Below are 26,206 nucleotides of genomic sequence, written 5' to 3'. Positions count from 1 at the left end.
TCCCAATGTCCGATACCACCAGCAATCTGCTGCTGCCCTATGTTCTGGCCGCGCAGGCGCAGAAGCATGTCACCCATAATGAAGCCCTGCGGCTGCTCGACGGGCTGGTCCAGCTGTCTGTTCTCGACCGCGATCTGACAGCACCCCCAGCCAGCCCCAATGAAGGGGACCGCTATATCGTGGCCTCGGGTTCCACAGGCGACTGGACGGGCTGGGATCTGAATGTCGCGCTCTGGACCGATGGGGCGTGGTTTCGTCTGCCGCCGCGGGTCGGCTGGCGGGCATGGATCGAGGCAGAGGGTGTGCTGCTGGTCTATGATGGCACAAGCTGGATCAGCACCACGCCCCCCTGCCCTGCAAGAGCTGACCCGGTTTGGGCTGGGTGGAACCGCTGACAGTTCCAACCCCTTCCTTGCGCAAATCAATGCGGCCCTCTGGACCGCGCTAGGCGTGGGCGCAGGCGGGACCGGCAGCCTGATCCAGAGCCTGAACAAGGAGGCGAGCGCGAATGATCTGGGCTTACTGTTCCAAACTGGCTTCTCGACGCGCGCGCTGCTGGGGCTGTTTGGCAGTGATCAGTTTCGTTTGGCTGTTTCGCCCGACGGCAGCACGTTTCTGGACGCGCTGCGCGCTGACCCGGCCACAGGTATCGTCGATCAGCCAAACCTGCCGCGCTTCAAGGGTTATACGAACTACGACAACTATGTCGGCGTGGGCGCCTGGACGAAGATCGGGATCAACAACACCGAGTACAATGATCAGGGCGCGTTTGATGCTGGTGCCAACCGGTTTGTGGCGCCGGTCAGCGGGACATATCTTTTCGGTGCGACGCTGATGTTCAAGGTCAATGCCAGCACTTCGGCCCGCATGAGCGGACGGCTGGTGATCAATAGCAGCGACGTGCTGCGCGGCAGCTATGGGGAGAGTTCCGCCACGCATCGCTCAGAGGCCACCGCGCTCTGGCTGCAGAGCATGGCAGCACTGAGCGCGGGCGACACCGTCGAATTGCAAGGCTCCTTCCGCGCGCATGATGGCTACTTCGCCGCCGAGCAGACCAGCTTCTGGGGAGCGAAGATCGGATGAGCCAGCAAGAGAGAGTTACCGACCAGATCCTGCAGGCGTTTCGCGATCATGGTCTGACGGCCGCCATCGGCGTCTGGTTCACCTTCATCGCAGGGCTTGCGACTGCCGTGACGCGCAAAGCGTTTACGAATGAAGCGCTGCTGCACAAGCTCGAGCAAGAACTCGCTGAAGAACGCGCCCGCGTGGAGAAGCGGCGCGACGATGATCGCCAAGTAGATCACGACCGCCTCGCCCGCATCGAGCGCGATATCCACGATATGCGCACCCTGATCTTTGCAGCCTTCCAGCGCCGGGATGGTGATTGATAACCGGCTACCGGTTGTTCCCATCTGACGGCATCGTCCAGCGCAGGCTGCGATCAGCGTTGCGCACCGACGTTCTGGAAACTGACGATCCCGAACTCCCGACACATTCCCCCTGCCCGTGCACGGGGTGATTTCGCATGCCCACCATTTACAGGAGAGACCCATGTCTGACCCCATCCGCACCTTCCGCCATTTCCGCGATGTGCCCGGCCATCTCTGGCGCTGGAAGAACTTCTCGCCCGCTGAAATCGCCTGTCGCGGCACAGGCCAGCTGAAGCTGCATCCGGAGGCGCTGGACAGACTGCAAGCCCTGCGCGACCGGCTGGGCAAACCGCTGATCGTCCGTTCCGCCTATCGCTCGCCCGCCCATAACAAAGCCGTCAAAGGCGCGCCGCGCTCGAAGCATATGGACGGCACCGCCTTTGATATTGCCATGGCCAACCATGACCCTGTGGCTTTCGAGGCCGCCGCCCGCGAAGTAGGGTTTCTGGGCTTTGGCTTTTATCCGCGCTCGGGCTTTATCCATATCGATCTCAGACCCGCACGCAGCTGGGGTGAACGGTTTCCGGTGCGGGCGACGGCGTTTGCATCCGAGACCCCGCCCGCGCGGGAGGTGCTGGCCGAAAGCCGGACGCTCAAGGGCACTGGTGCAGCTGGCGTGGCCACGGTTGGGGCTGCTGGCGTCGAGGTGGCCCAAGAAGTTCTGGCTGAGGCGCAAGGCGCTGTTCTGCCACTGGTGCCGTATCTGGATACCCTGCGCTGGCTGTTCATCATGCTGGCGCTGGGCGGGATTGCCTTGGCAGTCTGGGCCCGGGTCGACGACTGGCAGAAGGGGCTGCGGTGATGTGGGGCAGCCTCATAGTCGGGCTGCTTGCCCGTCCCTGGGCGCGGCGGGCGGCTGGTTTGGCCCTGGTCGTGCTCACCGTGACCCTGTTCATTCTCAACCTTCGCCGATCAGGCGAGCGCGCTGGGCGCGCCGCCGAACGGCTGGATCAACTGGAGCGCATCAATGCCATTCAACGCCAGATGCTGGATGCAGCCGCGCGCCGCCCTCGCAGCCGGGATGATCTTCTTGAGCGCCTGCGCGGGGGGCAGTTTTGACGCAGCGCCCTGCGTGTGTCCGCCGGTGGTGGAATATAGCCGGGCTGAGCAGACAAAGGTAGCGGCGGAGTTGGGCGCGCTGCCGGAGGGGTCGATGATCGCGAACTGGCTCGCAGATTACACCGTCCTGCGAGATCAAGCGCGGGACTGTCGGTGACCGAGAAGAGAAAGCCCGAATTGATCAAAACCCGACCAGGTTGGATTAGGTTCAACAACAGCTATACATGTTTCAAGCTGGCGTAGCTGCCGAATGGCAGAGATCAGTCAGCCGCTTCAGCTCTTCAATATGCCGACGCGATGGTCCGGTAACGTCCAATGTGGCAATAGACAGGGTTACAGCAGCGTTTTTCGCGCCGATCGCATATCTTGTGAACACCGGATCGGCTGGAAGCGCACCATGATGCGGATAGAGCAGCATGACATTCGGGCAATTGTAGAGCTGGCTGTAGGCCATCAGTTGATAGACATCCCCCTGGCTGACGCCCTGTTTCGGATCGTCGATCTGCGGTGTCATCCGCTTCCATTTCGTATCGATGACCATCACGACACGCTCGCCCTCGCGGATGATTACATCGGGCTTCGTCCGAAAACGACCCGTCTCCCCTTCAAACAGGCAGTCGCGATGACCACCTTGCGCGACGACCCGCAGACCGCTGCCAGCCAGGGCGCGGGGCAGCAAACGGGCGACATAGTTCTCGAAAAGGGTGTTCATCTCAAAAAGAAGGGCGTGACCATCGATCGATCCTGCGCTGGTCTGCTGATGCCGGTCTGACAGGAACAGCCGAGCGAAGGCGAGAAGATCGCGCCAGCGTTGGTTCGTGCGATCAAGGGTGATCAGATCCCAGCGCAATGCCTTTACCGGCACATCGGTGACATCGGCATAGGCGAAGCTGAGTTCGCGCAGCATCCGCTGATTGTCGGGGGCCTGAGCCAGACCCAGCAGTCGTGCAATAGCGGCGCGCATTACCCGATTTAGGGCGATGTCGGGGGAAAGGTCATCGAAACGGCAAGCCAGCTTCTGGGGTGCAACTGCGTGTCGTGAGAATTGCCGTGTGACATCCAGCCGCCCGCGCAGCGAAGGCAGATCGTCTTCATGCTCCAGATAGCGCCGGGGCATCCCCTGGCGCACAGCATCGGCAAGCCGCCGACAGAACAGCCGGATCAGCAATTCGAGCACGGTGTCGCGCTGCGAGCCAAGCTGCGTCATGGATCCCACATCGATGGGTAGGTCATGCACGACACCCAGCATGTGGATGAGCCGTCTGCGCAGGTCGGCCTCATCTGGTTCGCGTTCACCCAGCCCTTCGATCTTCGGCAGGATTTCGAGTTGGCATCCCGGCGCTGCGATGACACCGACCACGCCCCGCGCGCGCAGGCTCTTGCGGCCATGCTCCAGTACGCCTTCACCTCCGCGGCCTGCGAAAGCAGACCGCTGCGCGATGGCCGCAATCCGGTCAGCATGTGTCTCGAGGATCGTGTGCTCATCATCGCCGTAGCTGATGCGCTGCCATTCGCGAAGGGTGCGACGGATCATGGGCCCAGCAGCCGCGTATAGCTGAAGCCCTCTTCGACACTGCGAACCGACCAACGAAAGCGCGGCAGAGCCTCACCGTTATCGAGTCCCGGCGGTGCAGTCAGGGTCGAGCGGTTCAGAAACCCACCGCTGATGTCGCGGTCATGCGTTTCCAGGTCCCCCAGCACTGCGGCGATCCTGGCCCAATCCTCGAAGAAATACTCGGCCAGAAGCGGGATCACCTTGTGGCGCATGACCTCGTCGACATCGGCCCGTGTTTCGCAGCCAGTGAAATAGGCATGCCCGATCTGATGCTCGCGGTCATAGAGGTACTCGATGCGATCATTGATCGTGGTCAGTAGCTTGGGCAAATTGATATTGGTGCGCTCCGCTGCGTCTTTAAGAACGGCCGGATCGGGCATCAGCTCACGGAAGGTGAAACGCCGCCGCAATGCCGTGTCCAGCAGCGCGATTGAGCGGTCGGCCGTGTTCATCGTGCCAAGGATGTGCAGGTTCGACACCGCCCCGAATTCGTCTCCGGAATACGGCAGGCGGACCTTGATCTGATTTGGCTGGCCGAGCCGTTTGTCTGGCTCCAGCAGCGTTATCAATTCCCCGAATACCTTCGAGATGTTGGCGCGGTTGATCTCGTCGATGATCAGGACGAAGGGCTCCGGATCAGCCGTGCCTTCAACCTGCTGGCTGTTCATATAGCGCTCGAGAGCAGGCACGTTCAGTTCGCTGTCAAACAGCATGTAAATTGATTTCTGCATGAACCGGCGCGTGTAGATTTCCTCGACCGGAGCGCCCTCCCGATCCACCCAAATCCATTGCACGGTCCTTCGATGACCATAGTCCCCTTCCGGTCTGGGACAGAATTCGTAGTCGCCCGTGAAGACGCCGATAGCTCTGAACAGGGCGTTGCCCTTTGAAACGACGACAATATCGCCCTTGCGCACCCAGTTGCGGAAGATGAACGGCATCTGGACAACACCAGACCGGGCATCAACATTCGCGTTGTGTTCGCCCTGAGCCTTGCAGGCCTCGATGAAGGCCTCCCGAGCCTCAAATTTCCGGTCGCTCCAGTCGATATCTTCAAATCCGAGAACCGCGTAGCCGCCCTTGATCGCATCCTCGAAGAGATGTGCGTCTTCGTGATTATTGGCCTCGCCGATCGACATCTTGAACACTTGCCGTCCTGCCAGCTTCAGGCTGTCTGCGCTTGACGCGCGCCCTCGGCTGGTCTCGGCGCGCTTGGCGATACGTCGAAAAGTCCCGGGCACGGTTTCCAGTCTGAACCCCGTCGAAGCCGCGCCTTCGTCGTCCTCAGATCCGGTCATGGGCTGCCGCCCTTCGACGAAATCTTCATATGCCATCGACTGGTGAAATGTCACGAATTCGATCCGACCTTCGGCCAGCAGACGGTCATAGACTTCCATCAGCGCGTCGCGATCAGTCGGCACCAGTTCGCCGCACAGACGGACAGCTTCTGCCGCAGAGCTGAAGGTTTTTCCGGTGCCTGGCGGACCATAAAGGATAAGGTTTTGCGCCATAGCGCCGCCTCCCGTCGCTGTCGTGTCGACCACTGCCTGCGCGGGCTCTGCCGCTTCCCACAGGCGATCCAACGCACGGACCGCAGCTGGTTTGATGACAATACCCGACGATTGCGGGCTCCAGTCCTGCCCTGCTATCTTGCTGGCCAAGAGCTCGCCAGGCACGAATGCATCCTTCGCAGGATCACGGATATCCTCGAATTCAACATCGATGAAATCAGTTGTCTCTCCGTTTTGCGCCTTCGCCTCGTCCCAATGTGCGTCGGGATAGGGGGTCTTGGCCACTCTACCGCGTGCGATGACCCCGCGCGGTTCCTGCCCTGTGCGAAGCAGGTACACACGATCATCAACTTTGGGTTTCTTTGAACTGGTTCGCCAGCGATGCGTGACAGTCCTGCCCTCGATCGTGACCTCCCGATCATCTGCGAAGGACGGCCATTCCCAACGCGTCGGGTTCCAACTGATCAGATAGGTTGCGCCGCGGTCTCGCCAATTGCCCTCAATATCCGGCTCGTAGAAATCGATTTCCCTACCGTGCTCAGTCTCCAGCTTCTTGCGCAAATTGAAAATCGCCGCATCAAGTGAAGCAGTGTCCATCTTGTTAACCTCGCGACGGGGCGCGACGCCGAAGCCTTCGAGGATTTCACGCTTATGGCGCGGGCTGGAAATGCGCTCGAATTCGTCAGGAAACAGAAGATGCGGTAGGATATGGCGCAATTGCCGGCCCTCAACGCCCGGCGCATCGTCCAGAAATGCTGTGAACCGGTCAGACTGCGCAAGGGCCTCTTCCCTTTGCTCCAAGGGCATTTTTTTCCAGCGCTGCAGCGCGCCGATTACAAAGCTCAGTTCGCGCCAGCGGTGGTTGTTGTAGGCTTGCCCGGTATGACCAAGACCTTCGAGAATAGCATGATCGAGGGAAGGCACGGCATCGGGCAAATCTTCACCCGACCAGGACCAGATTTCACGGACCCGCTCTTCCTTCGTTGACGGCGTAATATCACTTGGAAACGCAAAAAGTAGCCAATGTAGCTCTGCCATCAGCTTTCGACTGTCAGGCGATCCCTGCGCGACTTGTTGCCCCAGTTTGACATAATATGTGCCCTCCCCTTCATCGGGGTTCTGGACGAAGGACCGATCAAGTTCGTCCAGGTTCTCGGGCGTCCAGAGCGCTTGACCCGGCCGCAACACCGACCCATCGCGCAACAAGCACTCCATCGCGAATTCGCGCATCGCGGGGTAGAGCTTGCTGTTATCATGATGTGGATTAAACCTCGCCAAGTATTCTAGCCCTTCCTTAAATTCTCATTTCACATGGCTGTTTATCGCGTCTGATGCGGTAATCTGCCAAAGTATGTGAAAGTCATATTGCACGATCATTCCGTTGGAACCCGTTGTCATAGGTTCAGCCTTGCGCGAACATCTTCCAATTCGTGATCTTCAGCATAAAGGCGTTCAAACTCGCGCCGTGCCTGCGCCGCACGCCCAACCTGCTCATAAAGAACCGCACGGTCATAGCGGATCTGATGCAACAAGCCCTCGGGCCGGTCCTTACGACGGCGATTGGCCAATGTGAACACATCGATCGCAGCATCCGGCATACCAAGTGCGGAAAGTGCCCGGCCACGGTAGAGCAGGATCGCCGTATCAACCGGGGTTTCGTTTTCGACATGCACAGTGGCGCGGACCACGCGGTCCATCAGCGCGCGGTCATCCGTGGTGTCGAGCGCCAGCTCTGCGAAGGAGAGCACCACCACCGGATCAGTCGCATCGATCTGCAAAAGGCGCTCAACATTGGCCATGGCGTCTGCGTGGCGACCTTGTAGCTGCGCGATTTCCACCAGCGCCAGCCGCGTGCCGCGTTCACGCGGGAAGATGTGGGCGAAGATATCGCTGGTGATCGGCAGGCTGGCTTGCGCGCCGATCTCATATTTCGCAAACAGCGTGCCGAGATCCCCGAGGCGGGCCAACGCGTGTTCGAAATGTGCTCTGGCAAGGTCCAATTCCTCTCGCCGCAGTCGGATCATCCCGGCCATCCAGGCGGCATCGGGCAGATCGCCCGCCTCTTCAAGCGCGGCCAGCGCCGCGTCCTGATCCCCGTCATTCAGCGCGCGGATGCCGTCGATAAAGCGCTTTTCCTCCGCCGGGGTCATCAGCCGCTGGAAGAAGCCCAGCTTCAACCGGTCGCGCTGCGGCACGGATGGCGCGGGGGCAGCCCCACCGCGCCCGGCGCGCTTACGGTCATGGACGGTGTAGAACAGCCCCGTCCCCGGCAGACCCGCTGTCGCGCGATTTCCGCGCGGGCTGATTGTGTATTCCGCGCCACGCGGCCCAAACGACAATGATGCGTTGGATTTAGACAGGTTCAGCGTGACACCGGGGGCAAGGCGCACCCGACGCCAGAAGCGGAAAGCCATTCACACACCCCGCCGCTTACTGACCCGTTGTTCGCGCTGTTCGAAAAACGAACTGTCCCTGCGCAACACCGCGGCATGCATCTCTTCCACCTCGCCCTGCCAGACGCGCTCCAGATCCGTCAGATCGTCAGCGTCATCAGGATGGCGCAGCTTCATCATCTGAACCAGCGCGCTGACATGGCGCTCAAGAAGCTGCACCCAGTGAAGCAGGTAGACAGGAGAAAGACCCATTTCTCCAGACTCAACGCGATGTCCTGAAGATATCAACCTTTGTTTCAAGACAGCGACGTAAAGAATAATCGTTGGCGCCGATTGTAAACCAGCTATCAGGCTTTTGATAAAAATCAAGCCCACGACCAATCTTGACTGTCCATCCATTATCTAATCGAATTTCCCGATCATGAAGAACCTCGTTGAGCGTGACAGTGAGCACCACGTCTATCTCAAGCAGACTTTGCTTTAGCTCATCTATTTTCTCATTGAGCAATGCCAAATCTGTCTTTTCATCGTAGCTGGTTATAAGTTGAATATTTCTGAGGGTTGGACATTTTACCGCAGTTTCACAAAATCGCACAAAATTAGCAATTTGATGTGGCGCTCGTATGTAAGGATCTTCGATAACTATTTCTGTGGCCTTTGTTAAGTAGGGTCCAAGGATCGACTCATAGGTATGCCCTGTATCCCCGTAACTGATGGTGTAGTGCTGCTCTTCAATCTCGCTTATGGAGTTTTCGACTGCAACGGATTCTTCATGAACTGAGCGTGTAAGTTCTTTAGGCAAAGAAACGCTAGCGAAACTGCTCGAATCATCGCCCCCTGACAAGCGGCGTCGACTGGGTTCAAGTGTTGCTGAGATGCCCCTAGTTTCTGGGCAGTGGACCACCTTTTCTTCGCCTGATGCATCGAAGTAAGAGAGATCAATCAGTGCGAATTCGTCATCGGGCTTCCTCTTGTTCATCTGCTCTTTCACGCGTCGACGACATTCAATCGCATATTCAGCATATTCGTGGAACTCTTTGTCGCTTGCTGGCGCGCCCGGGTGAAGAATTTTTAGAAATGCACAAACCGTTTTCTTGATTCCCTTTTCATCGCGACCCTCTACGGCATTGCCGAGCTTAAGGCGACTGCTCACTTCCTCGTAGCGATTGTTATGTTTGAGTTGATAGTGGAAGGCCTCAGCCAGGTAGTCCGTGATCAGGCCAAAGCGGCCCGTCAGATATGCGCTACTGTTCTTCGGCATTTCCCATCCGGGCAGATAGCAAGCAAAGCGATCCATCACTGCCAAGTCGAACTGTGGCGGGAGCGGAAGGAATAGATCATGTTCGCTTGATCTTACGATTTGTTCTATTGATTGATCTATATTCCCAATGAATGCCATGCTTGCGTTTGCGATGATCTCGGCACCACGTGAAAAACGGCCATTGGCCATATAATCTTTCATTATCTGTATAGTATCTGGATCCTTGACCTTAATGCCTCCGACCTCGTCAAAGGCAACTGTGTCCCAGAAGCCAACTAAACCAATCTTGCCGCGTGCATTGTTGTAGAACAGCGTTGCCTTGGTTGCCTGTCCACCGCTTATCAGCGTTGAGTATGGAGAAAACTCACTGAAGAAGTATGATTTTCCAGTGCCACGCGGACCGAGCTCAACGAAGTTGAAATTTGCCTCCACCAACGGAGCCAAGCGAGCAATGAAATGTAGCTTAACACGTGGAGTAAGCTTCATTGGCTCCAGACCAACTGACCGCAGGATGACGTCCAGCCAGTCGTCGCGTGTAAAATCCTTACGGCCCTCACAATATGATTCGAAATTAAACCTCTTAAGCTGAATTGGCCGAAGATCTTCGACGTAGAACGCGTATTTATCCTCGTCGATATCGTTATGGGCAATAACCACTTCCGCCCAAATCCCGCCCTCGAGTAGTCGGTCAATGTCACGATAAAATTTTTCCGCTATTGCAACCTTCTGTGACCCAAAGTTCTCGAGCGCTGCCCAGTGCCTCTTATCCTTTTCAACGTAACGGACGTGTACCTTGTCAATAAACTTATGCTTACCTTTTGTTGCAACACGGGATTGAGCTGCATTAGCTTCGTCGGGACGAACATAGTTCTCGTCCAAGGTCGCAAGCACAGCCTCCATACCAGCTTGAATTTCGGCTGGTTCGTTGCTGGCACAGTACCGGGCCAGCAAAAACTCGAGCACAAAAGTAGGAACATTTGTACCTTTCTTAATCCGATGTAGCAGGTCCTTGCGAACAACCTTGCCGTCAAAGGCAGTGTTAAGCTTCTTGTCGAGCTCATCCATCTCGATTTCAAACTGCATAGTCGGTCTCCAAATCGATACTGGCGTAAGCAGTCAGCGTGACGGGATTAAAGGCCTTGAGTGTGAACTTGCCTTCAAATTCCATATCCATCCTGATTGTGACCTGTTTTTCCTGTCCGGGCTGAAGCTTTAGTGTTCCGGTGGCAGGGTCAACCGGGTCACCCTTCCTCGCCTCACCAATAACGTTGCCATGGCGGTCGTGCGCCTCGAGGAGTATCTCCACATCCAGGCCTTGACCGAACATATCAGTGCATTCGACCGAAAGATCGACGACTGGGAGCCGCGTCGTGATCCTCTTTACACCGCTTTTGTATGAAAGCCGAACTATTGCGACAGACGTTTCGTGCACGCTTTGGTCCTGTAATGCCACGGTGATGGCCGGAACTATGGCTTCCTGCAGCGACGCACCACCATGAAAAAACCGGACACCCCTGCGGTAGGGGGCGAGGCTGCGCGGCGCGGCGAAACATTCGAAATCGCCGCGTATACCAAGCTTCTCGGCAGGGACGACGAAACTCTGCTCATCGCCGCTGCCGGTCCCGAGTAGGGCGCGATCATGGACGACGATCCAATCGCCGGCACCAGGCTTTGTGCAGACATCTCCCGCATTGGCATGCCCATTCAAGAAGAATCCATGATCGGTTGCGATGACGACATCCGTAAATCCTGCTTTTTTCAACCGGTGAACCGCCACACGAATACCTTTGAGTACCTGGTGAACTAGGCCAAGTGTGGTATCGGGGTTGCTTTCCAGATGACTGTCGACCTCAGTGCTGCGAATGACCAGGAGATTTACGGCGTCGGCCACTGTCGGGTTATTCCCGTTATTGAATTCGGATAGGGTCATGTGCGCGAAGCGGTCGCCGTACAGCAATTCAAAAACCTTCATGCGGCTAGCAACACTTGTCAGCCGCTGTCCGTCGAAGCTAACGATGATGTCCTTGCCCTCGCGCATGACGCTCAGCTTTTTGGCAGCGCCTGGGAGCAGGCTGGCCATGCCAACGGGCGTAACTGTCGGAAGTTGGGCCGACACCGCTTGGATACTTGTGGTTCCGGCATCTGTGAGCTGCCGGTTCAGCTCAAGACCTAGTTCGTAACGGAGTGCGTCTACCAGAAAGTAGGCAACGCGCTTACTGCGGTCTGTAAGCAGCGGAGCAACCAGCTTGTCGAATAAGTTTATGTTCGGAAGCAGCCCGTGCGGCGGCCAGCCCTCCTTCTCAAGATGCTTTATGAAAATCGTCTGAATTTTCTGTGCCACGCGTGCATAACGCTTACGCACATGGTCGGCTACGTCATCCACGACGGGTTCGAGAGAAACATACTCGCCAAGCGCCTGCTCGAACTCCCTTTGTAAACGATCAATTTCTCGCAGGCTGAGCGTGTACTGCTCGATGAGCGCGTCCAGGCTGTTGGCATAACCGACTAGGTTCCGCTCCGCGTCCTCGCAGGCAGTAACAAGCCGAAGTCCTGCTGCAACCAACCCCCATTGCGCTTGGCTTTCGCCTTTGCCAAGCCAGACGGAGTTCTTGTGCTGATCGACCACGAAACGGGCGTCGTCAAGTTGATCACTCTTGAGCGCTGACACCGCCATGTGCAGGAAGGTCCGTTCCTCGAATGGAAAGGTGTCCAGCTTACCGAGGTCGGTCATGTCGGAACAGGCCGCAGGTAAATTCAGCTCCCGTTCAATCTGCTCAGCTCTGTCGATATATGTTTGCCGTGTTCGATTGTCATTTCTCAGCGCTTCACAGAGATCGAATACCAATGCATATGCACCTGTATCCGTATGGGGCACAGCCTGCAGAGAGGGTGGCAGCGTGCCGGGCAAATCGAGGACAAACTCGCTGAAGAGCAAGAAGCGCCAAAGCTCGTCGGCCACAGCCGACCAGCTCTTACCCTTCGTTGCCAGCTTTAGGCCCAGCGCTGCTTTGAAAAGGCTTTTTGCCTCGCCTATCCATGCATCGTTTCCTTTCAATCCCTCCCGCTGTCGTTCGCTCGGGGCAAGCAACGCGAGCAGGATATTCCGAGCGGAATCTACTTTGAGAATCGTTCGTAACGTCGGGTAGCCAACTCCGCCTCCGATGTTGTCGACCAGCTCGAATGAAGGAACAGGGTTAGCCTCAAACAGCCGACGAATTTCGCTCACATGGTCAGGCTTTGCCTTCAGGCACAGGCTCAGGTATTCATCACCGTCTCCATCAGGAAACACCGCGCCGCACGCCGTGTAGATCGCATACGGGTCGAGAGTGCGCTCATGATCCGACTTTGGTGGGCTCGACGGCACGTAGACTACCAGCCCAGCCGGGACGCCGGCTCCGATACGCGCGAGGGAGATGAAGCTCTGCAGTGCTTTCTCGCGACTCTCTATCCCGTGTTCGCTGGCGTCGACGACAGTCGTCTCTTCGTCGGCAAGACTGATGACGATAGCGCGGTAGAGTTTGGCAGGATCGTAGACGACCAGGCAACGAGCCTTGCTGAGGCGAGGACGAAGCACCGAGTCGCGAATAAAGGCGGCGATGCTCATGCGTCACCCCGCTTCTTGCGGCCGCGGGCCTTGGGCGCCTTGGGTTCCGGCTCGACATAGAGGTGCTCCAAGTCGTGGGCGATCGCCAGCGACTTGTCGATCGTGCACTTCTCGCGCACGCGCTCAGGCCAATAGGCCATGGCCAGATGCGCCCAGTCGTAGTCGCCCTTTTCCAGCTTGGCCCAGGTGTCCTTCAGTATCTTCTGCCAGGGCTTGTGGCGGAAGAGCCGCCACAGCGGTGCTGCGGTGATCTGGACACCATCATCATGGTTCGGGCGATATGTCGGCGCGATCTCCAGCAGGGTGTCGCGCAAATCGATCAGCTCCTGCTCGAATGTCTGAAGGGCCTCGAAGACCTTCTCGTCCTCCCGCGTTCGGGACGCGCCCTTGTCACGTAGTGTGACCAAGTCTCTGCCCACTTGCGGGAGCTTTCCATTCGGCCCGTCAATGAAATCGTTAACGGCAGTATAGAGCGTCTGGCTGGTCAGGCTGGGGTAGTAGAGCCACAGCGTGTAGCTGCCCGAAGCGGTCGAGAGCGGCCAATAGATCGGGGCCTTGCGGCGGCTTTTGCTGTACTGCTTGAGGTGCAGGGGAAAGAAGTCGCGTTGCAGCCAGCGGCGCACATCGGCAGGCACTGGCGCTTCGACGCGGGCGAGCACTTCCTCGATCAGGCGGGCAAGGTCATTCGGGTTCCCCTGGTCGTCGACCAAGATGCCGGAATGGGCATAGAACGGCTCTGCATCATCTGGCAGCATGCCGGGGCTTTTGGCTGGCAGCGGGTCAAAAGGTTCCGGCTCGGGCGGGGCTTCGCGTTCGCCAGTGGCCAAGCGCCAGTCGAAACGGCCGAAAGCAACGCCAGCGGCCCAGCTGAGCAGACCGTCCGTCTGGTCGACCGCTTCGTCGCCATCGTCGTCTTCGTTATCGTCAGCGTCTTCTGCTCCGTCGCTGTCAACTTCACCCGTAGCTCCAGATGATCCGAGGGCGGCGGCACGGTCTGCTTCGCCAAACCGATATAGTTCAAGAGCGATCGTGTCGATCTCGGCTTGGATGTCGTCCAGGCTCGCAGCAATGGATGGTGGGTCGTAATCTCCCAAGCGTGTTCTTAACGCGATCGGAAGGAGAAATGCGGGACATGTTTCATCCACCGTCGCTAAGATTCTTTGGGTCGACCAAGCTCGCCGGGCCAATTTTGAAAAGACTTCACTTTGGTCGGGTGTAAGCTTCGGCAATGGAGTCTGTTGAATCAATCCCACTTCAAACGATTGCGCTAGCTCAGTGCGAGCCAAACGAACAGAAACGAGAATGCTAAATGGCTCACTGTTTGCTATTGCGCATAGAGCAAGAAGCTTTTGTGGATCGTCATATTCGACGAACACCGCGGGTCCCTTGTCTCCGAAGACACAGCCTGCTGGCAAGGCTCTGAAGCTCAAACCATTCGTTCGTCTCGGCCATGTCAATCCTGACCTAAAATAGAGGTGTGCATTGAGTAATGCGGCCGTCCAATGGGGACTAAAACCCCTCGCGCGTCTGTAGTCCTGGACGAAAGTTTTTATTTCTTCACCGTCATTCCGCCAGTTTATCCGAAGATAAACTGTCGCGTAGTATGGTGAGAACTTCCCTCCTTTTGCCAAAAACGGAAAATTGCTATCGTCGATCTCTATCTCCCAAGCGAGGCGTAGAAACCTTTCATCGTCTTTGGATGAAGCCCCGCTTGCAACCGTCACATCCTGAGATTTTACGCTCTTGAAGCTCTTGAATGCAGACCTGACGCCGGGCCCGGTCCAGTAGGCAAAAGGCATTCCCGGAATAGAACGAAAATCCGCAGTATCGATTTCAAATACATCAGGATGATGGCCAGAATTTCGGAGCGAAGTCGATGACTCCTTGAGGGCATCCTCCTGTGAATCTTTGCCAATAAGACGAAAGAAAAGCGCCACTAGTTCTTCTCCAAAACATAGGCTGCCGCTTCCACTGCAGCATCATCCATGACACCGACTCCCAGGTCCGAAAAGACAATGGGCGTTGCTGATCCCAGAACTACTTTTTCCCGCCATGGGGCAAAACGTTTTAGAAAGAAGCAAGTTCTCGAAGTGATTGCCCCAATCATTCCTTGTGACCGCATCATCAGAAAACCTCTTTCGACAAATATCGCGAGAAGGTCGTTTTTGGAATTTGGGTATCTTTTTATCAAGTAATCTTTGACGCTTAGGCTCAGCCCCCCGAATGGCGGGTTCATCACCACCACATCGAACACCTCACGACAGTGGTCGATCATGCGCAGTCCCTGAAGCGCATCCTCGGCAAAGAGCCGCCCCTGATAGGTGGACCGCGCCGCGCGCGTGAACTCGGTCAGAGCGTCTCGCAGTCGTGCCTCAGCCTTCTGCCACTGCGCCATGTCCTCTTCGCGGAAGAGGTCGCCATGTTCGCCAAAGACCGCGCGCACGAGGGCAGGCAATTCTTTCTCAACCTGCAACAGAACCCCAAGCTCCGGCAGGCCCTTGAGCAGAAACAATGTCTTCTCAAACAGCTCTGCATCCAGGGGGTCGAGCTCTTCCATTAACCGTTTACGCAGGTCCACCTCGGCCGGGGGGGCAACCGCCGCCACCACGTGCCCACGCCCCACCTGGGGACGGTCCTTGGCCTTCACGCCCGCCTGATGCCAGGCGCGCTGCGCCCGGAGCCACAGCGCCAGGGACGCGATCTGCGCCGCGCGTGGATCGATATCGACGCCGTAGATGTTGTGCTCGATGATCATCCGCGGCACGTCGTGCAGGAACGCGTCCTGGTCGGCATAAGTCTGGTTGAGCGGTTTCAGATCGACGCTGCCGCCGGTTTCAGTATCCAGGCAGCCGGGGCCATGGGTCTGCTCCCATGCCCAGGCCTCGCGATAAATCTCCAGGAAAAGATCAAAGGCGTAGAGCCCGAAATGCATCGACCCGCAGGCCGGATCAAGCAGCTTGATCGTGCGCGGATCGCGCAGGCGTTTGGCGGGTTCGGGTTGCTCATCCGGTTTCACCAGCAGGTACTGGCAGCGGTCGCGCAGGCCGGTCTGCCCGCCCGTCCAGTTGAACCAGAGCCGCCCCAGCGTGTTGTCGACCAGGAACTCCACCACATAGCGCGGGGTGAAGAACTGATTGCGCACCGCCAGCTCGCGGCTGTTGCGCGGTGCCTGGGACAACTCACGCATCGCTTTGCGCTCTTCCTTCGAGTTGAAGTACTGGTAGATCCAGCCGATCGTCTCGTCTTCGGACCAGAGACGCGCGATTTCACTGCCGTTGATGAGCTCGAGCGCCTTCGTGAGCGTCGTTTCACGCGGGAACAAGCGGCTTTGCGGTCCAAACCGGTCGAAGAGGCCGGGCAGGTCCACGGCGTAAAGATCGAACAAGCTGTTCAGGAAGTGCTGATATGTTTCCCCTGTATCGCCGAGCGCGCCATTTGCGACGCGCTGGTAGAGCTGGAATGCCTGCGACTGTGTTCCCTTCGATACTGACTGCAACAGCAGGCCGCGGGCTTCCATCATGCAAAGTGCCGCAAGTCGGTTCAGGACCGTGAAGGCTTGCTCGCGTGCGATGCGCTCAAGGACCGCCATCCTGGCCGCGTTGTCCTTATTCGCCTCAGTGGCGAGATAGTGCTCCATGATCTCGCGTAGGATGTGCGCGGTCTCAATGCGCGCATCGTCGAGCTGCTTTAGGCTTTCCGTCGGCGCAACTTCCCCGCTAGCAGGGTCCATGCCATACGTTTGCTGGAGCTGCCGAATAAAATCATCGGTCAACAGGCCCCTGATTTCCGTAACGAACCGCTGCAGCTTGCCCCTTGTTTCAGTATCAAATGCCATCTCCTACCCCTCTCCGATCTCAACGTCGAATTCGTAGTAGGACGCATCCGACCTCAGATCCTGGAGGCGTTTTATTAGCTCGTCGAGCTCTTCGGTTGTTGCTATGCGAGCTGGTATCTTTAGCGCCCGGCGAGACTTGCCTTGGGGTTTTTGGCCAGGCTTTGGCTCGGACGGCCGGCTGCGTTCGCGGCCCTCTTCGACAATTCGTCGCTTCAAGTCCTGGATAGTTGTGCTGATGTCGTACTGCGAAGCGAGCAAGGCTTTAAGCCCAGCGATGTCATCGCTCACTTTTGCTGAAAGCTCTTGCAGTTCGCCAAGCGCTTTCTGCTGCTCTTCAGCCGTGAATTCATTCCATTCTGGGATCCGGGCAAGATCAGCGGCAGCCTCGTTCACAAGGCTCGATTGGGCGCTGGCCATCGTCCGCACGGTCTCTGCTACGCGGTTTTCGATTGACCTGCACGTCGTTGAAATATCCGCTGCGTGGTCGAAGAACCTCTCTTTTGACAGACGGTCATTTAGGCTTTCTAGATCATCTTCGACTACTTTCGCGAGCTCGCCTGGAGCTCCGGTCTTGGGCAGAGACGCAAGATCACGCTGGAGATCGCGCACCCGCCGCACCGTTTGATCGAGTTTTTGATCAAAGGCGATCTTGACCCTCTGAGCCCATTTTAGTTCATCGAACAGAGTGGAGCTTTCGGCCCCAAACACCTGTGGTGCGTCAGAGCAATCAGTAAGTAGAAGCTCGGCGACCTGACGGTTCAAGGACTCCATAGTATCAGCGCCATGCAGGCCTAGCGTTGTGAGCTTTTCACGAAGAGAAGCATAGCGGTGCTGCAGGTCAGGCAGCAATCTCTGGGCTGCCTTACTGATATTTTCTTCAAGTGGGACGATTTGGTCCCCCGCGAGATCGGTCAATCGCTCCGCCGCCCGTGCCAGTACATCCATGGACGGCCGATCCTGGCGCAGTGATATACCGACAGGCTTAAAGCTGTTGTTGGTCTTGAGGGCTTCGATGGCCTGCTGACCGTTAACGGTGACTTCGCGGCCGCCGACTTTCAGCTTGATTTCACCCGCGACCAAGAGCGCACCAAGTAGATACCGCGTCGTGTCTGGCGACCAGCCGAAAGGTGCATCGGCGAAGGTATCGAGCAAACGTTTCCCCTCAACGAGGCCATTTCGCTCTATGTAGTCACGTATGCTCACAAGTGCTTTGTGGTCGGTCTGGATCGTGGGTGTGCCACCAGAGATCTGAACAAGGCCCATCGGATCGATCTGCGACGTAACTGCACGCAGATTGGCGTCAGCAGCACGCAAAAAACGCTCAGGAAGTACCGTATCCACCCGCTCCGGGGCTTCCGTGTAGCGGGCATAGACTTGCTGCGCGACGTCGCCGAGAAACCTCTTACAAGCAGCTAGAAGATTCTGATCCAGACTCTCGACTGCCGTCATAGCGCCGCGAAACACGAAAGATCCTCGAGCAAGATCGCGCGTTACCAGCTGCACGAGCTCGTTAGAGAGTCGAGCGGCTCTGTCAGTCTGGCTCGAGCAGTATTCTTTGACCTCTTGATCGGGATCATTCCGATAGATTTCGACAATCCGGTTGCACCGATATATCTCCCCAGCGTGATTCATGGCTTCCTGGGGCGCCCGACCGAGCAGAAAGATCGTGTTCTCAGCGCTTCGCTGCCGCGATTCATCCACCAGCCGCGTTCGTTCAATTTCATACTCGCTGGCATCCGCCAAAACCAACGCAGTTTGGATAGTCTCTCGCTCACCGGCCAAGGCAACACTGCGTCCGCCAGCGATCGTCTTCACCCCAGATGTCACAGCGCGACTGCCGTGCAAGCGCGCAGAGGGAAGCGGCGTCAAGGTATCGCGGAGAGCGCCGCTGAAGATCCGTTGGACCTCCGTACCGCGAAGAGGCAACTGCGCGCGCTCTAGTTCGACGTCGTTGAGCTTTTCACTGAAGAATCGGAGACTGCCATCCTTTTCCCCGAGGGGAACGAAGGCGTTGCTCTGCATCTTCTCGATCGCAGCCTTTACCGCCTCTTTGGTGGAGGCGGAGGTGATGGACGGGTGCATCAGCGCTGCCACATTCTCGATCGTGACGGGCATATTGGCAAGGATCTGCAAAATGGCGATGGTCTTAGCGACATTTTGCGTGTGTTCGTCGTCCGAGAACTGGAACGCGACCTTTTCTACTGCTCCATGCAGCGAGGGGAAGGCCCGACGGATGTCTTTATTCAGCGAGTCATAAAGGGTGACTGTCGTCGCGAGCCACCCAAGCTCCCGATCCGCGACAGGCGGCTGATTTCCCGCGCCCTCCACCAAGACATCCTGGAGCACCTTGATCGCAGACCGCAACCCAACTCCACCCGTTGATTTCGCCAGCGCGCCCAGTAGACGCAGCAGAATTTCGAAGTGAGCTGGCAGGAACGGGTACAAGTTAACGAAACTAGTCTTGTCGAAACCCTCATCATAGTATTTTGCTCCAGCGAGCTTGGTATTCGTGCGTAGCCCCTGGCCATGCGCATCGAACAATTTCGCTAGTTGGGCTTCACCTTCAGCGGATTTACCAAGCAATCTACGGAAGCAGATTTCTTTTATATCGCTGGATTCAAGTTCAACGGAGATCGGGAAGCGATCCTTGAGCTTGAAGAGTTCTGGCGAGTTTATGGCCGTGTGTGGATCATCTTCGGTAAGCGTTTGCTGCGCAGTCCCTAGTATCCATACCTTTCCCTGGCCAATATTCTTTATGTTCTCAGCGAGGCCTTGCAGGTCAAGAATCTTCGACTGCTGACTGCCGACGTATTGGCCGATCTCATCAATGACAAAAACAATATTCTCTTTCCCGGTTTCGTCGCGAATGACATCGATCATTTCTCGGACACGATCGTCCATCAAGTAGATGGTTTCGCTGCTAGCCGCTGAGAACGCTTGATCGCTCTTAAACAAGGCTGGGTACATACGATGTGCGAGGTTCGGAAGCAGACTATCGACCACCAATTCGTCGTTTTGGTAGTCTTCCCAGTTTTCCCCAGTCTCATCCTTGAACAGTGTGGTGAACTCCTGATAGCGGCCATCTTTCTTCAACTTACGCTCAAGGGCGGCCACCTTCATATTGCGTGAGTAGCCAAGCGATTGCAGAACCTTGTAGTAAAGGACGCTAGAAACTTCAGCGAGCGTCGCGCCAGCGATTTGCTGGCTCGCGAGGTCGAGCAAAAAGACCGCCGCTGATAGGCGCCTGTTAACAGCATCAAGGAGGGCTTTCGTCTGCGGTCTCCGGAGGCGATCGCTGAGGTGGCGAACAAATGGCTGACCTTCGACCGTAACGCGGTCATCTAGCGCGAGACCAAGATACTTGGTGAAAGAGCTTTTCCCGGAACCGTAGAAACCCGAAACCCAAACGCCGACCTCGTGACCGCCGCCGCTCTCCAAGGCCGCCTGGATATTGTCCAAGAGCTTCTCCAGCTGCTCATCAATGCTCTCGGTGACGATGTATTCAGTAATCTCCGCTTTAAGCCGCTCTTCCTGCGACGCCTGATAAGAAATCACCTTCTCAATAGAGCGCTGAAGACCTTTTTGAGGATCAAACAAAGAGCGTATTTTTGTCATCGCGATCATATCTTTCTCTTTGCCTACTGCTATCCACCGACATGCACGGAGCGGTAGTTTCCATCTTCTGGGTAGAATCCCAGAAAGCGAAGACGAGTCTTTCCCGTTCTCACGCCCGGATAGAAAAAAATCGTTGGGACATGGAATTTCCCCTGAAGCTGAGCTTCGATTGCGCCAATGCGCAAATAGGGGTGCAACGCCTCCAAGTCAGTCACGAGCACGATGGCATTGGGATCATCCTTGACAGCCGATATCGTTTCTTCCAGACGCGCCTGCAGCTGATCCCTGCCAGTGAGTGCGTTGGCGAGGCTTTTGTTGGTCTTTTCCCAATTAAGTGGGGCCTTCGCATCGGCGGCCAGCCAGATTTTCCGCATCGGTGATGAGTGCAAAATTTCTTCGATATGTTGTGCAATAGAGAAGGTCGTAACGTGCCAGCCAGCGTTCTTTAGGCGTGCGAGCCATGCCGGCATGTGCTGCTTGACCTCCAAAATCTCGCGGGGGTGGAAAACCAGATAGTAGATCGGCTCAAAGCTCGCGTGAGAAAACTCCCGGCCCGACTGAATGCGTCGCAGTAATTCATCGAAGTCAGTGTTAAGAGACGGCATCTGCCAACTCCTGCATATTTTTGTGTTTCCAGGATATTTGAACGAGCCCAGCGGCTGATTGAACGATGACCTCTCCGCGCAGCGCAATTTGTTTCAATTCAGCAAGGGCATCCTCAGGTCCAAGACCCAACAGCCGCCAGTCTTCATGGTGAAGTACCGCGCTGTCGCCAAGATCACGAAAGTGGAGCTCATGTGCCAGAAATGTTGTGACGATCCGCGTTGGCCTGAAGGTTTCAATTCTTCGTCCACCACCCTCCATCGCGCCGAGCAGCCCAAAATCACAGCAAGCGCCAAGCAGATAGCTAGACACTCGATTCCGGGTAGAATCTGACCAGGGCGTTGTAGTTTTGCCTTCAGCAACAGCATCTTCAACAAAAGAGAGCGCATCACGTTTGCTAATTGATGTCGCGCCAGAACTGTACTGAGGCCAGTAATAGTCACGAACAAAATCAGCCAAAATTAGGTTTGCGCGGCATGTAAAAAGAAAGAAGAGTTGCTTGCGCTCGAGCTCCGAGAGCGACCGCTCCAGAGATTTCAGCGCCAGGGCGGGTGCTGCATCCTCAGCGAGGTAGCGCGGCGCGAAGCCTTCAGTAACGATGTTGCGCAGTCGCCGCGCTGTTATTGTCGGGAAATCACCAGAGCTCAAGGCGCATTCCAGAAGCGCACGGCTGTCCATACCTGGCTGCCAGAGCTCAAGGAGCTTCTCTGTCTCAGGGATAAGACCGAGCCCGGCCTGTAGTTTCGTCGTGTACGCCCGCTTCGCCATCAGGCCCCCGAAAAATACGGAAACGACTGCTGCCCGCTCTTGAACGCCGCTAGATAGTGGCCCGCGACCAAATTGATCCACTCGCTTTTATCAAGCTCACGCACGGACCCAACACATATCGGCCCGGCGCTACCTACCACTGTCATTTCAGTATCACTTAAAATGGCTTCAGCCTTGCCTTCATCAATGACATTGGCCTCTGCTTCCAGAGCAGGATCTGCGATCATCGCATGATGGAGTCGTCGCTCCATACTCTCAGGGAGACGAAAAAGATGGAGCGCTTGTCCAACCCCGATACGGCTATCGTGCACCCGCCGCGCCGCTTCGACCAGACCATGATAGCGCGCAACATAGGCCCGATTGCCATAAATGGGCGTCACGAAAGCTGCAGCATTTGATGTAAACCATAATGATGGCCACCAGTTACCGCGGTCCTGTTCGCCGAGCAAACCGACCGCCAGCCTGACTTTGACGATGGCTGCAAGGTTCGCACTGCTCTCCAAAACGCTCTGCTCTGGTTCACTCAAGTTCTGTCCTAACCTTGCCCTCAGCCGAACTCTCAGCGCTCTGCGCTTCAATCCAGCGTTCAATATCACCCCGACGAAACCGCCATGATCCGCCCACCTTGAAGCCTGGGATCTTTCCCCCTGCGGCCAGCCTGTAGGCGGTCTTCTCCTTAATCTTGAGGTAAGAAGCGACCTCCTTAACCGTCATGACATCGCTGACGCCGTTCACATTGGTTCTCCGAGAATTCGGCCTAAATGAGAAAATACTGGAAATATTGGAAAAGGCAATCAATCACTCGGGACTTCCGCCACATCGGTAGAGTTGACGTGACCTGTCCAGTTTACGTCGGCTGCAATAAGCGCAGCGTGTAGCGCCCCCAGCCACGCGGGGAGGCCTGTTCGACATCATGCTCTTTCCTCGCCTTCAGAGCCCTCGAACCGCTGAAGATAGGTTGCGATCTCCGTAGTAAGCGTGACGTCTAGGTGTGAGCTTGTCCGCATTTCATCGATCGCGCGTTGGCTCCTCTCTACCGTCATCCACTCGGTCGCAGGCCCTTCCGGCGCTGACCAGCGCTCCCGTAGCCAGGCCTGGTACTGCCCCTGCTCCTCGGCAGAGAGCAGTTCGGGCGCGTGAAACGCCACCAGACGTCGGCCAAGCTGGCGCAGACGGGGATCGGCCAGGCTGGCGACGATCTCCTGGCGGCGCCGCCAGTCCGCGCGCTGAAACTCCGCCAACAACGCCTTGTCAGCATGGCTGTAAAAGCCGCCGTAGATCTGCTTTTCGACCGGAGGGGTGGGGGCAGCAGGATCCTCGGGAAAGCGCGCAGCCAGAGCCTGCCCTACCCGCGTCCGGAACTCGGGCGCGTTCGCGATTGCCTCGGCGCGGCGCAACTGCTCGGCGCTGGGCGTCGGCACAAATAGCAAGGCGGGCGACTTGTTGACCGTTACAGAACGGATGACCTTCGGTGTGGCATCGACAGCTGCGAAAAGGCATGCGGCATCCGCCACCAGGAGATCGGCCGGGTCAGCAGCATCCAGATCGAAGAACGCCGCCTGATTGGGATTGCTGGGTGAGGTTCCACAGAAACAGCCGACGGTTGCGCGCGGCAGGCCGCCCCCGAACCGCTCAACCAGTGCCATCGGCTGGAAGGTTGCAAGACTCGAATGGACATGCGCCTTATCGCGGTTGGCAAGCAGCTCCGCCCAGAGTGCCGGGGCGCGCTGGGCGATCTGGCGGGCGACATGGATGGTCGCCTCGACGTCGCCGAGCGCGTCATGCGCATTGTGCGCGGCGAAGCCATTCAGCGGCGCGATACGGTCCAGCTTGAAGCGCACCCGGCCATCGGGATCGACGGGCCAGTCGAACAGATCAGGCTGGCGATACCAGACAGCATATAGCGCTGTCAGCACGTCGAAGCGCGAATTTCCATTGAACTGGGTGGCGAACACATCGGGCTGCAGGTTCTGATAAAAGGCCTGGCGCAGCATTTCCTCGTCGAAACGAATGCTGTTGAACCCTGTCCAGATCGAGGGTGACCAGCGCTCTATCAACGCGCCGATTTCCTGTGTGAACTCAAATAGGGTTGGCAAGCTGGGATCAGTCAACTGCGCTGGGCGCACACCGGTTACTGCCAGCGCCCAAGGAGACGGGATGATATGCGGGGCGATCCGGCACCGCAGATTGACCCGCTCGATCTCCCTGAACTCACCATCCGTCAGAATGGCGGCGAATTGCAGGGGTTGATCGAAGGCGGGCGAAATGCCGGTGGTCTCTAAGTCGTAAAAAGCGAATTTCATACTGGCAGCTTAGCTGAAGCCGCGGACTCCGTCATCTTGCAAAGACAGCAACCCGGGGTGATGCAGGCGCAGCGCATTTCAGGTGTCCGATCCCCTAGCCGAGGCTCTTTTCAAGGTCTGCAATGCAGGATTGCAACCGTCCTGACATCCTTACATCAACTGCCGAATTTGCTGCGAGTCTCTTGAGCTCCCGCAGCACCTGATCCTCCTGCCCTATCCGCGCGCTAGCTGCCATGACATGCCCGACGGCCTCATCGATATCGAAGGGGCTCGGCTCATATCCGCGGCCAGCCAGCAGATGCGAGATTGCATGCAAGCCAACCTGTGCAGCGAACGCTGGCTCTTTGATCGCAAAATCCCGAGCCGCGCGAATGAGCGTCGCGGGTGCTGCATCAGGCTGCGCAGCGCAATCGAGCGCAATGTCGAGATACTTCGCTGTCTTGGCTGCGGCAAACCACTTGCCCTGTGATCCATGACTTTCCATCAGGTCCCTGAGGATCTGGCGTGCATCGAGATCGGGATAGCGCTTCACCAGATCGCGCCACATCGCGAGATACGTGTTGCCCGAGACCGATGGCAGGCCGAAGCGCCGATAGGCTTCATCATCACGCCCCTGCCCGACCAGAATGCGTTCGCAGAATTGGGCAATCTCGGCATGACCCCATGGGCGACGGTCGCCCTGAAGCAGGCCTTCGGCATAGGCGAGGGCCTCGTCTTCAAGCCCCTGGCGCAGCAGCGCCTCGGCGCCAAACCTCTCGTCGAACCACAGGTGCGTCTTCTTGCGTGCCAGAAGCGCCAGCAACTCGTCATGACGCCCCGCCTCCAACAAACAGGACAACGTCAGCGAGGCCGTTGCGACATGAATGAAACGCTCATGATCGGACCACGCGGCCTCGATCATGTCGAGATCCCTGTCGGCATGCAGGTTCATCAGGGCGGGGTATGCCGCAATCTGTCCAAAGCTATGCGCGATCGGCGCAAGATAATCCACGCCGTCATCCTCGATCGCTTCGCGCAACTGCTCAAGCCACTTCGCGCGAGTTTTCTCGTCGGAGGGTGCGCTTATCAGTACTGGCAGCAACTCCTCTAGCGTACGGCGCACGGCATTGCCAAGCGCGCCCGACGAGGTGTCGATATGCTCGAAAGCAGGCCAGATGCGCTGGGCCAGCGCGATCACGCCCTCGGCGGCGGTCACTGGGTCGACCCGCGCAACAGCCCGGATCTCGGAGCTGGCAGATTTCAATCGATCGATGGCCTTGGCTGATGACTTCCAGCTATAGACGCCCGCACGCATCCCCGGCTTGAACGCCCATTTATGTGCTGGTGTCTTTGCCATCCCCTAACGCCCTCGCGCAGTGCTGCGCGCGATCCAATCTGATCCCGCATAGCTGATGACATGCACCAGAACCGCGCGCTCGGCCTCGTTGACAGTAAAAGCAATGACGGCTTTGCGTCCTGCCGGAATAGCGCGAAGACCCGGAGCGATTTCCGACCGCACGCTCCCTTTCAGGGGGGTGTCAGCCAGACTGGAAATTACGGCCTCAATCTCGGACAGCCGCCGCTGGGCTGCCTCTGGCCCGGCGTAATTGGCGATCAGCTCCGCGATCGATGCCAAGTCATCCGCCACAGCCGGGTGAAACCGGATGCGATACGTCATCCCTGCCGCGCGACGCCGATACGGGCGCGGACCGCCGCGAAGGCGCCCTCAGGATCAACATATTCCGCTGGTGGAGTTCGCATGCGTGCGCGGATTTCTTCGGCCATCGCATCAAGCGCGATCGCGCGCTCTTCTTCATCGCGGATCATCTGCTCAAGCGCCGCAGCCACAGCCGCGCTCTGCGAGGCGAAGACGCCCTCGCCGACCTTGTCGGTCAGAAAACGATGATGGCGATCGGTGAAACTGAGCGTGGTTTTGACTGTCATGGGCAGACTCCAAGTATGACTTGGTAATCTACACAACACGCGGTGCTGTGACAAGCCGGGCGTGATGCCCGCGAATGCCGCCGAATGCGGGCGAATGCACGCCAGTGCAGGCGAATGCTGTTTTTCTGTTCTGGTGTTGATGTGGCGTTGATGTAAAACGCATAATGGACTGTGGTATAAATATACCTCAGGCTAAGCATTTGTTTTATTTGAGATATTTGGTTGCGGGGACAGGATTTGAACCTGTGACCTTCAGGTTATGAGCCTGACGAGCTACCTGGCTGCTCCACCCCGCGTTGGTATTATGGACTGGTTGATTATCAGGTTTGGCGGTGAGCTACTCTCC

Annotated in this window: 22 protein-coding genes and 1 tRNA gene; 5 read left to right on the top strand and 18 right to left on the bottom strand. The window is 57.3% G+C overall.

The genetic code is table 11. The features are described from left to right. Positions 1-5 precede the first annotated feature (5 nt). The 5 genes from M3N55_RS14270 (at position 6) to M3N55_RS14250 (ending at position 2,489) form a co-directional block, all read left to right on the top strand. A complete protein-coding gene (locus M3N55_RS14270) occupies positions 6-395 on the top strand; it encodes a DUF2793 domain-containing protein (RefSeq protein ID WP_249060237.1) in 390 nt (129 codons plus the stop codon). After that, positions 316-1,083: a complement C1q domain-containing protein gene (locus tag M3N55_RS14265; RefSeq protein WP_249060235.1), complete on the top strand. Its 768-nt coding sequence runs from the start codon at positions 316-318 to the stop codon at positions 1,081-1,083. The genes M3N55_RS14270 and M3N55_RS14265 overlap by 80 nt, the downstream gene beginning before the upstream one ends. Then, on the top strand, positions 1,080-1,388 hold the full coding sequence (locus M3N55_RS14260; protein WP_249060233.1) for a hypothetical protein: 309 nt from the start codon (positions 1,080-1,082) through the stop codon (positions 1,386-1,388). Before M3N55_RS14265 ends, M3N55_RS14260 begins: the two co-directional genes overlap by 4 nt. Before the next feature lie 163 nt (positions 1,389-1,551). After that, positions 1,552-2,232, top strand: coding sequence for a YcbK family protein (locus tag M3N55_RS14255; protein WP_249060230.1), 681 nt, complete (start codon positions 1,552-1,554; stop codon positions 2,230-2,232). Then, positions 2,232-2,489, top strand: coding sequence for a hypothetical protein (locus M3N55_RS14250; protein ID WP_249060229.1), 258 nt, complete (start codon positions 2,232-2,234; stop codon positions 2,487-2,489). Before M3N55_RS14255 ends, M3N55_RS14250 begins: the two co-directional genes overlap by 1 nt. Before the next feature lie 229 nt (positions 2,490-2,718). Here the strand turns inward: M3N55_RS14250 and M3N55_RS14240 are convergent, their stop codons facing one another. The 18 genes from M3N55_RS14240 to M3N55_RS14155 all read right to left on the bottom strand — a co-directional run bounded on the left by M3N55_RS14240 (position 2,719) and on the right by M3N55_RS14155 (position 26,156). Continuing rightward, entirely contained in the window at positions 2,719-4,023 is a 1,305-nt protein-coding gene (locus M3N55_RS14240; RefSeq protein ID WP_249060226.1) for an McrC family protein, read from the bottom strand. Then, positions 4,020-6,833 carry an AAA family ATPase gene (locus M3N55_RS14235; protein WP_249060223.1) on the bottom strand — a complete coding sequence of 938 codons (2,814 nt, stop codon included), beginning with the start codon at positions 6,831-6,833 and terminating at the stop codon, positions 4,020-4,022. Before M3N55_RS14235 ends, M3N55_RS14240 begins: the two co-directional genes overlap by 4 nt. A gap of 116 nt (positions 6,834-6,949) precedes the next feature. After that, a complete protein-coding gene (locus M3N55_RS14230) occupies positions 6,950-7,969 on the bottom strand; it encodes a DUF4236 domain-containing protein (protein WP_249060216.1) in 1,020 nt (339 codons plus the stop codon). Beyond that, the gene (locus M3N55_RS14225; RefSeq protein ID WP_249060214.1) at positions 7,970-8,200 is read right to left on the bottom strand and encodes a hypothetical protein; all 231 of its coding nucleotides are present in this window, start codon (positions 8,198-8,200) and stop codon (positions 7,970-7,972) included. It abuts the gene before it with no gap. 10 nt (positions 8,201-8,210) lie between these two features. Next, the gene (gene brxL / locus M3N55_RS14220; protein WP_249060213.1) at positions 8,211-10,292 is read right to left on the bottom strand and encodes a BREX system Lon protease-like protein BrxL; all 2,082 of its coding nucleotides are present in this window, start codon (positions 10,290-10,292) and stop codon (positions 8,211-8,213) included. Continuing rightward, on the bottom strand, positions 10,282-12,813 hold the full coding sequence (locus M3N55_RS14215) for a PglZ domain-containing protein (RefSeq protein WP_249060207.1): 2,532 nt from the start codon (positions 12,811-12,813) through the stop codon (positions 10,282-10,284). The genes brxL and M3N55_RS14215 overlap by 11 nt, the downstream gene beginning before the upstream one ends. Next, positions 12,810-14,750, bottom strand: a complete 1,941-nt coding sequence (locus M3N55_RS14210) for a BREX-1 system adenine-specific DNA-methyltransferase PglX (RefSeq protein ID WP_249060205.1) — start codon at positions 14,748-14,750, stop codon at positions 12,810-12,812. The genes M3N55_RS14215 and M3N55_RS14210 overlap by 4 nt, the downstream gene beginning before the upstream one ends. Next, positions 14,750-16,648 (bottom strand): BREX-1 system adenine-specific DNA-methyltransferase PglX, encoded by a 1,899-nt coding sequence (locus M3N55_RS14205; RefSeq protein WP_249060203.1) that lies wholly within the window; start codon positions 16,646-16,648, stop codon positions 14,750-14,752. The genes M3N55_RS14210 and M3N55_RS14205 overlap by 1 nt, the downstream gene beginning before the upstream one ends. A gap of 3 nt (positions 16,649-16,651) precedes the next feature. Further along, positions 16,652-20,272, bottom strand: a complete 3,621-nt coding sequence (brxC, locus tag M3N55_RS14200) for a BREX system P-loop protein BrxC (RefSeq protein ID WP_249060201.1) — start codon at positions 20,270-20,272, stop codon at positions 16,652-16,654. A 20-nt stretch (positions 20,273-20,292) separates the two neighbouring features. Next, on the bottom strand, positions 20,293-20,868 hold the full coding sequence (locus M3N55_RS14195) for a BREX protein BrxB domain-containing protein (protein WP_249060198.1): 576 nt from the start codon (positions 20,866-20,868) through the stop codon (positions 20,293-20,295). Next, the gene (locus M3N55_RS14190; RefSeq protein WP_249060196.1) at positions 20,855-21,634 is read right to left on the bottom strand and encodes a BrxA family protein; all 780 of its coding nucleotides are present in this window, start codon (positions 21,632-21,634) and stop codon (positions 20,855-20,857) included. The genes M3N55_RS14195 and M3N55_RS14190 overlap by 14 nt, the downstream gene beginning before the upstream one ends. Then, positions 21,634-22,161, bottom strand: coding sequence for a BrxE family protein (locus M3N55_RS14185; RefSeq protein WP_249060195.1), 528 nt, complete (start codon positions 22,159-22,161; stop codon positions 21,634-21,636). The genes M3N55_RS14190 and M3N55_RS14185 overlap by 1 nt, the downstream gene beginning before the upstream one ends. Next, positions 22,154-22,369: a helix-turn-helix domain-containing protein gene (locus tag M3N55_RS14180; RefSeq protein WP_428982671.1), complete on the bottom strand. Its 216-nt coding sequence runs from the start codon at positions 22,367-22,369 to the stop codon at positions 22,154-22,156. Before M3N55_RS14180 ends, M3N55_RS14185 begins: the two co-directional genes overlap by 8 nt. A 176-nt stretch (positions 22,370-22,545) precedes the next feature. Further along, positions 22,546-23,937, bottom strand: a complete 1,392-nt coding sequence (locus M3N55_RS14175; RefSeq protein WP_249060194.1) for an exonuclease domain-containing protein — start codon at positions 23,935-23,937, stop codon at positions 22,546-22,548. A 94-nt stretch (positions 23,938-24,031) separates the two neighbouring features. Continuing rightward, positions 24,032-25,273: a hypothetical protein gene (locus M3N55_RS14170; RefSeq protein ID WP_249060193.1), complete on the bottom strand. Its 1,242-nt coding sequence runs from the start codon at positions 25,271-25,273 to the stop codon at positions 24,032-24,034. A gap of 3 nt (positions 25,274-25,276) precedes the next feature. Next, entirely contained in the window at positions 25,277-25,594 is a 318-nt protein-coding gene (locus M3N55_RS14165; protein WP_249060192.1) for a type II toxin-antitoxin system RelE/ParE family toxin, read from the bottom strand. Next, positions 25,591-25,860 (bottom strand): hypothetical protein, encoded by a 270-nt coding sequence (locus M3N55_RS14160; RefSeq protein ID WP_249060191.1) that lies wholly within the window; start codon positions 25,858-25,860, stop codon positions 25,591-25,593. The genes M3N55_RS14165 and M3N55_RS14160 overlap by 4 nt, the downstream gene beginning before the upstream one ends. A 219-nt stretch (positions 25,861-26,079) precedes the next feature. Next, a tRNA-Met gene (locus M3N55_RS14155) sits at positions 26,080-26,156 on the bottom strand. Between the last annotated feature and the right edge of the window lie 50 nt (positions 26,157-26,206).

The organism is Roseinatronobacter domitianus, from assembly GCF_023336755.1.
In the GTDB taxonomy this organism is placed as follows: Bacteria; Pseudomonadota; Alphaproteobacteria; order Rhodobacterales; family Rhodobacteraceae; genus Roseinatronobacter; species Roseinatronobacter domitianus.
Note: the sequence above shows the minus strand (reverse complement) of the source record. Positions and strands in the feature narration are given on the sequence as shown.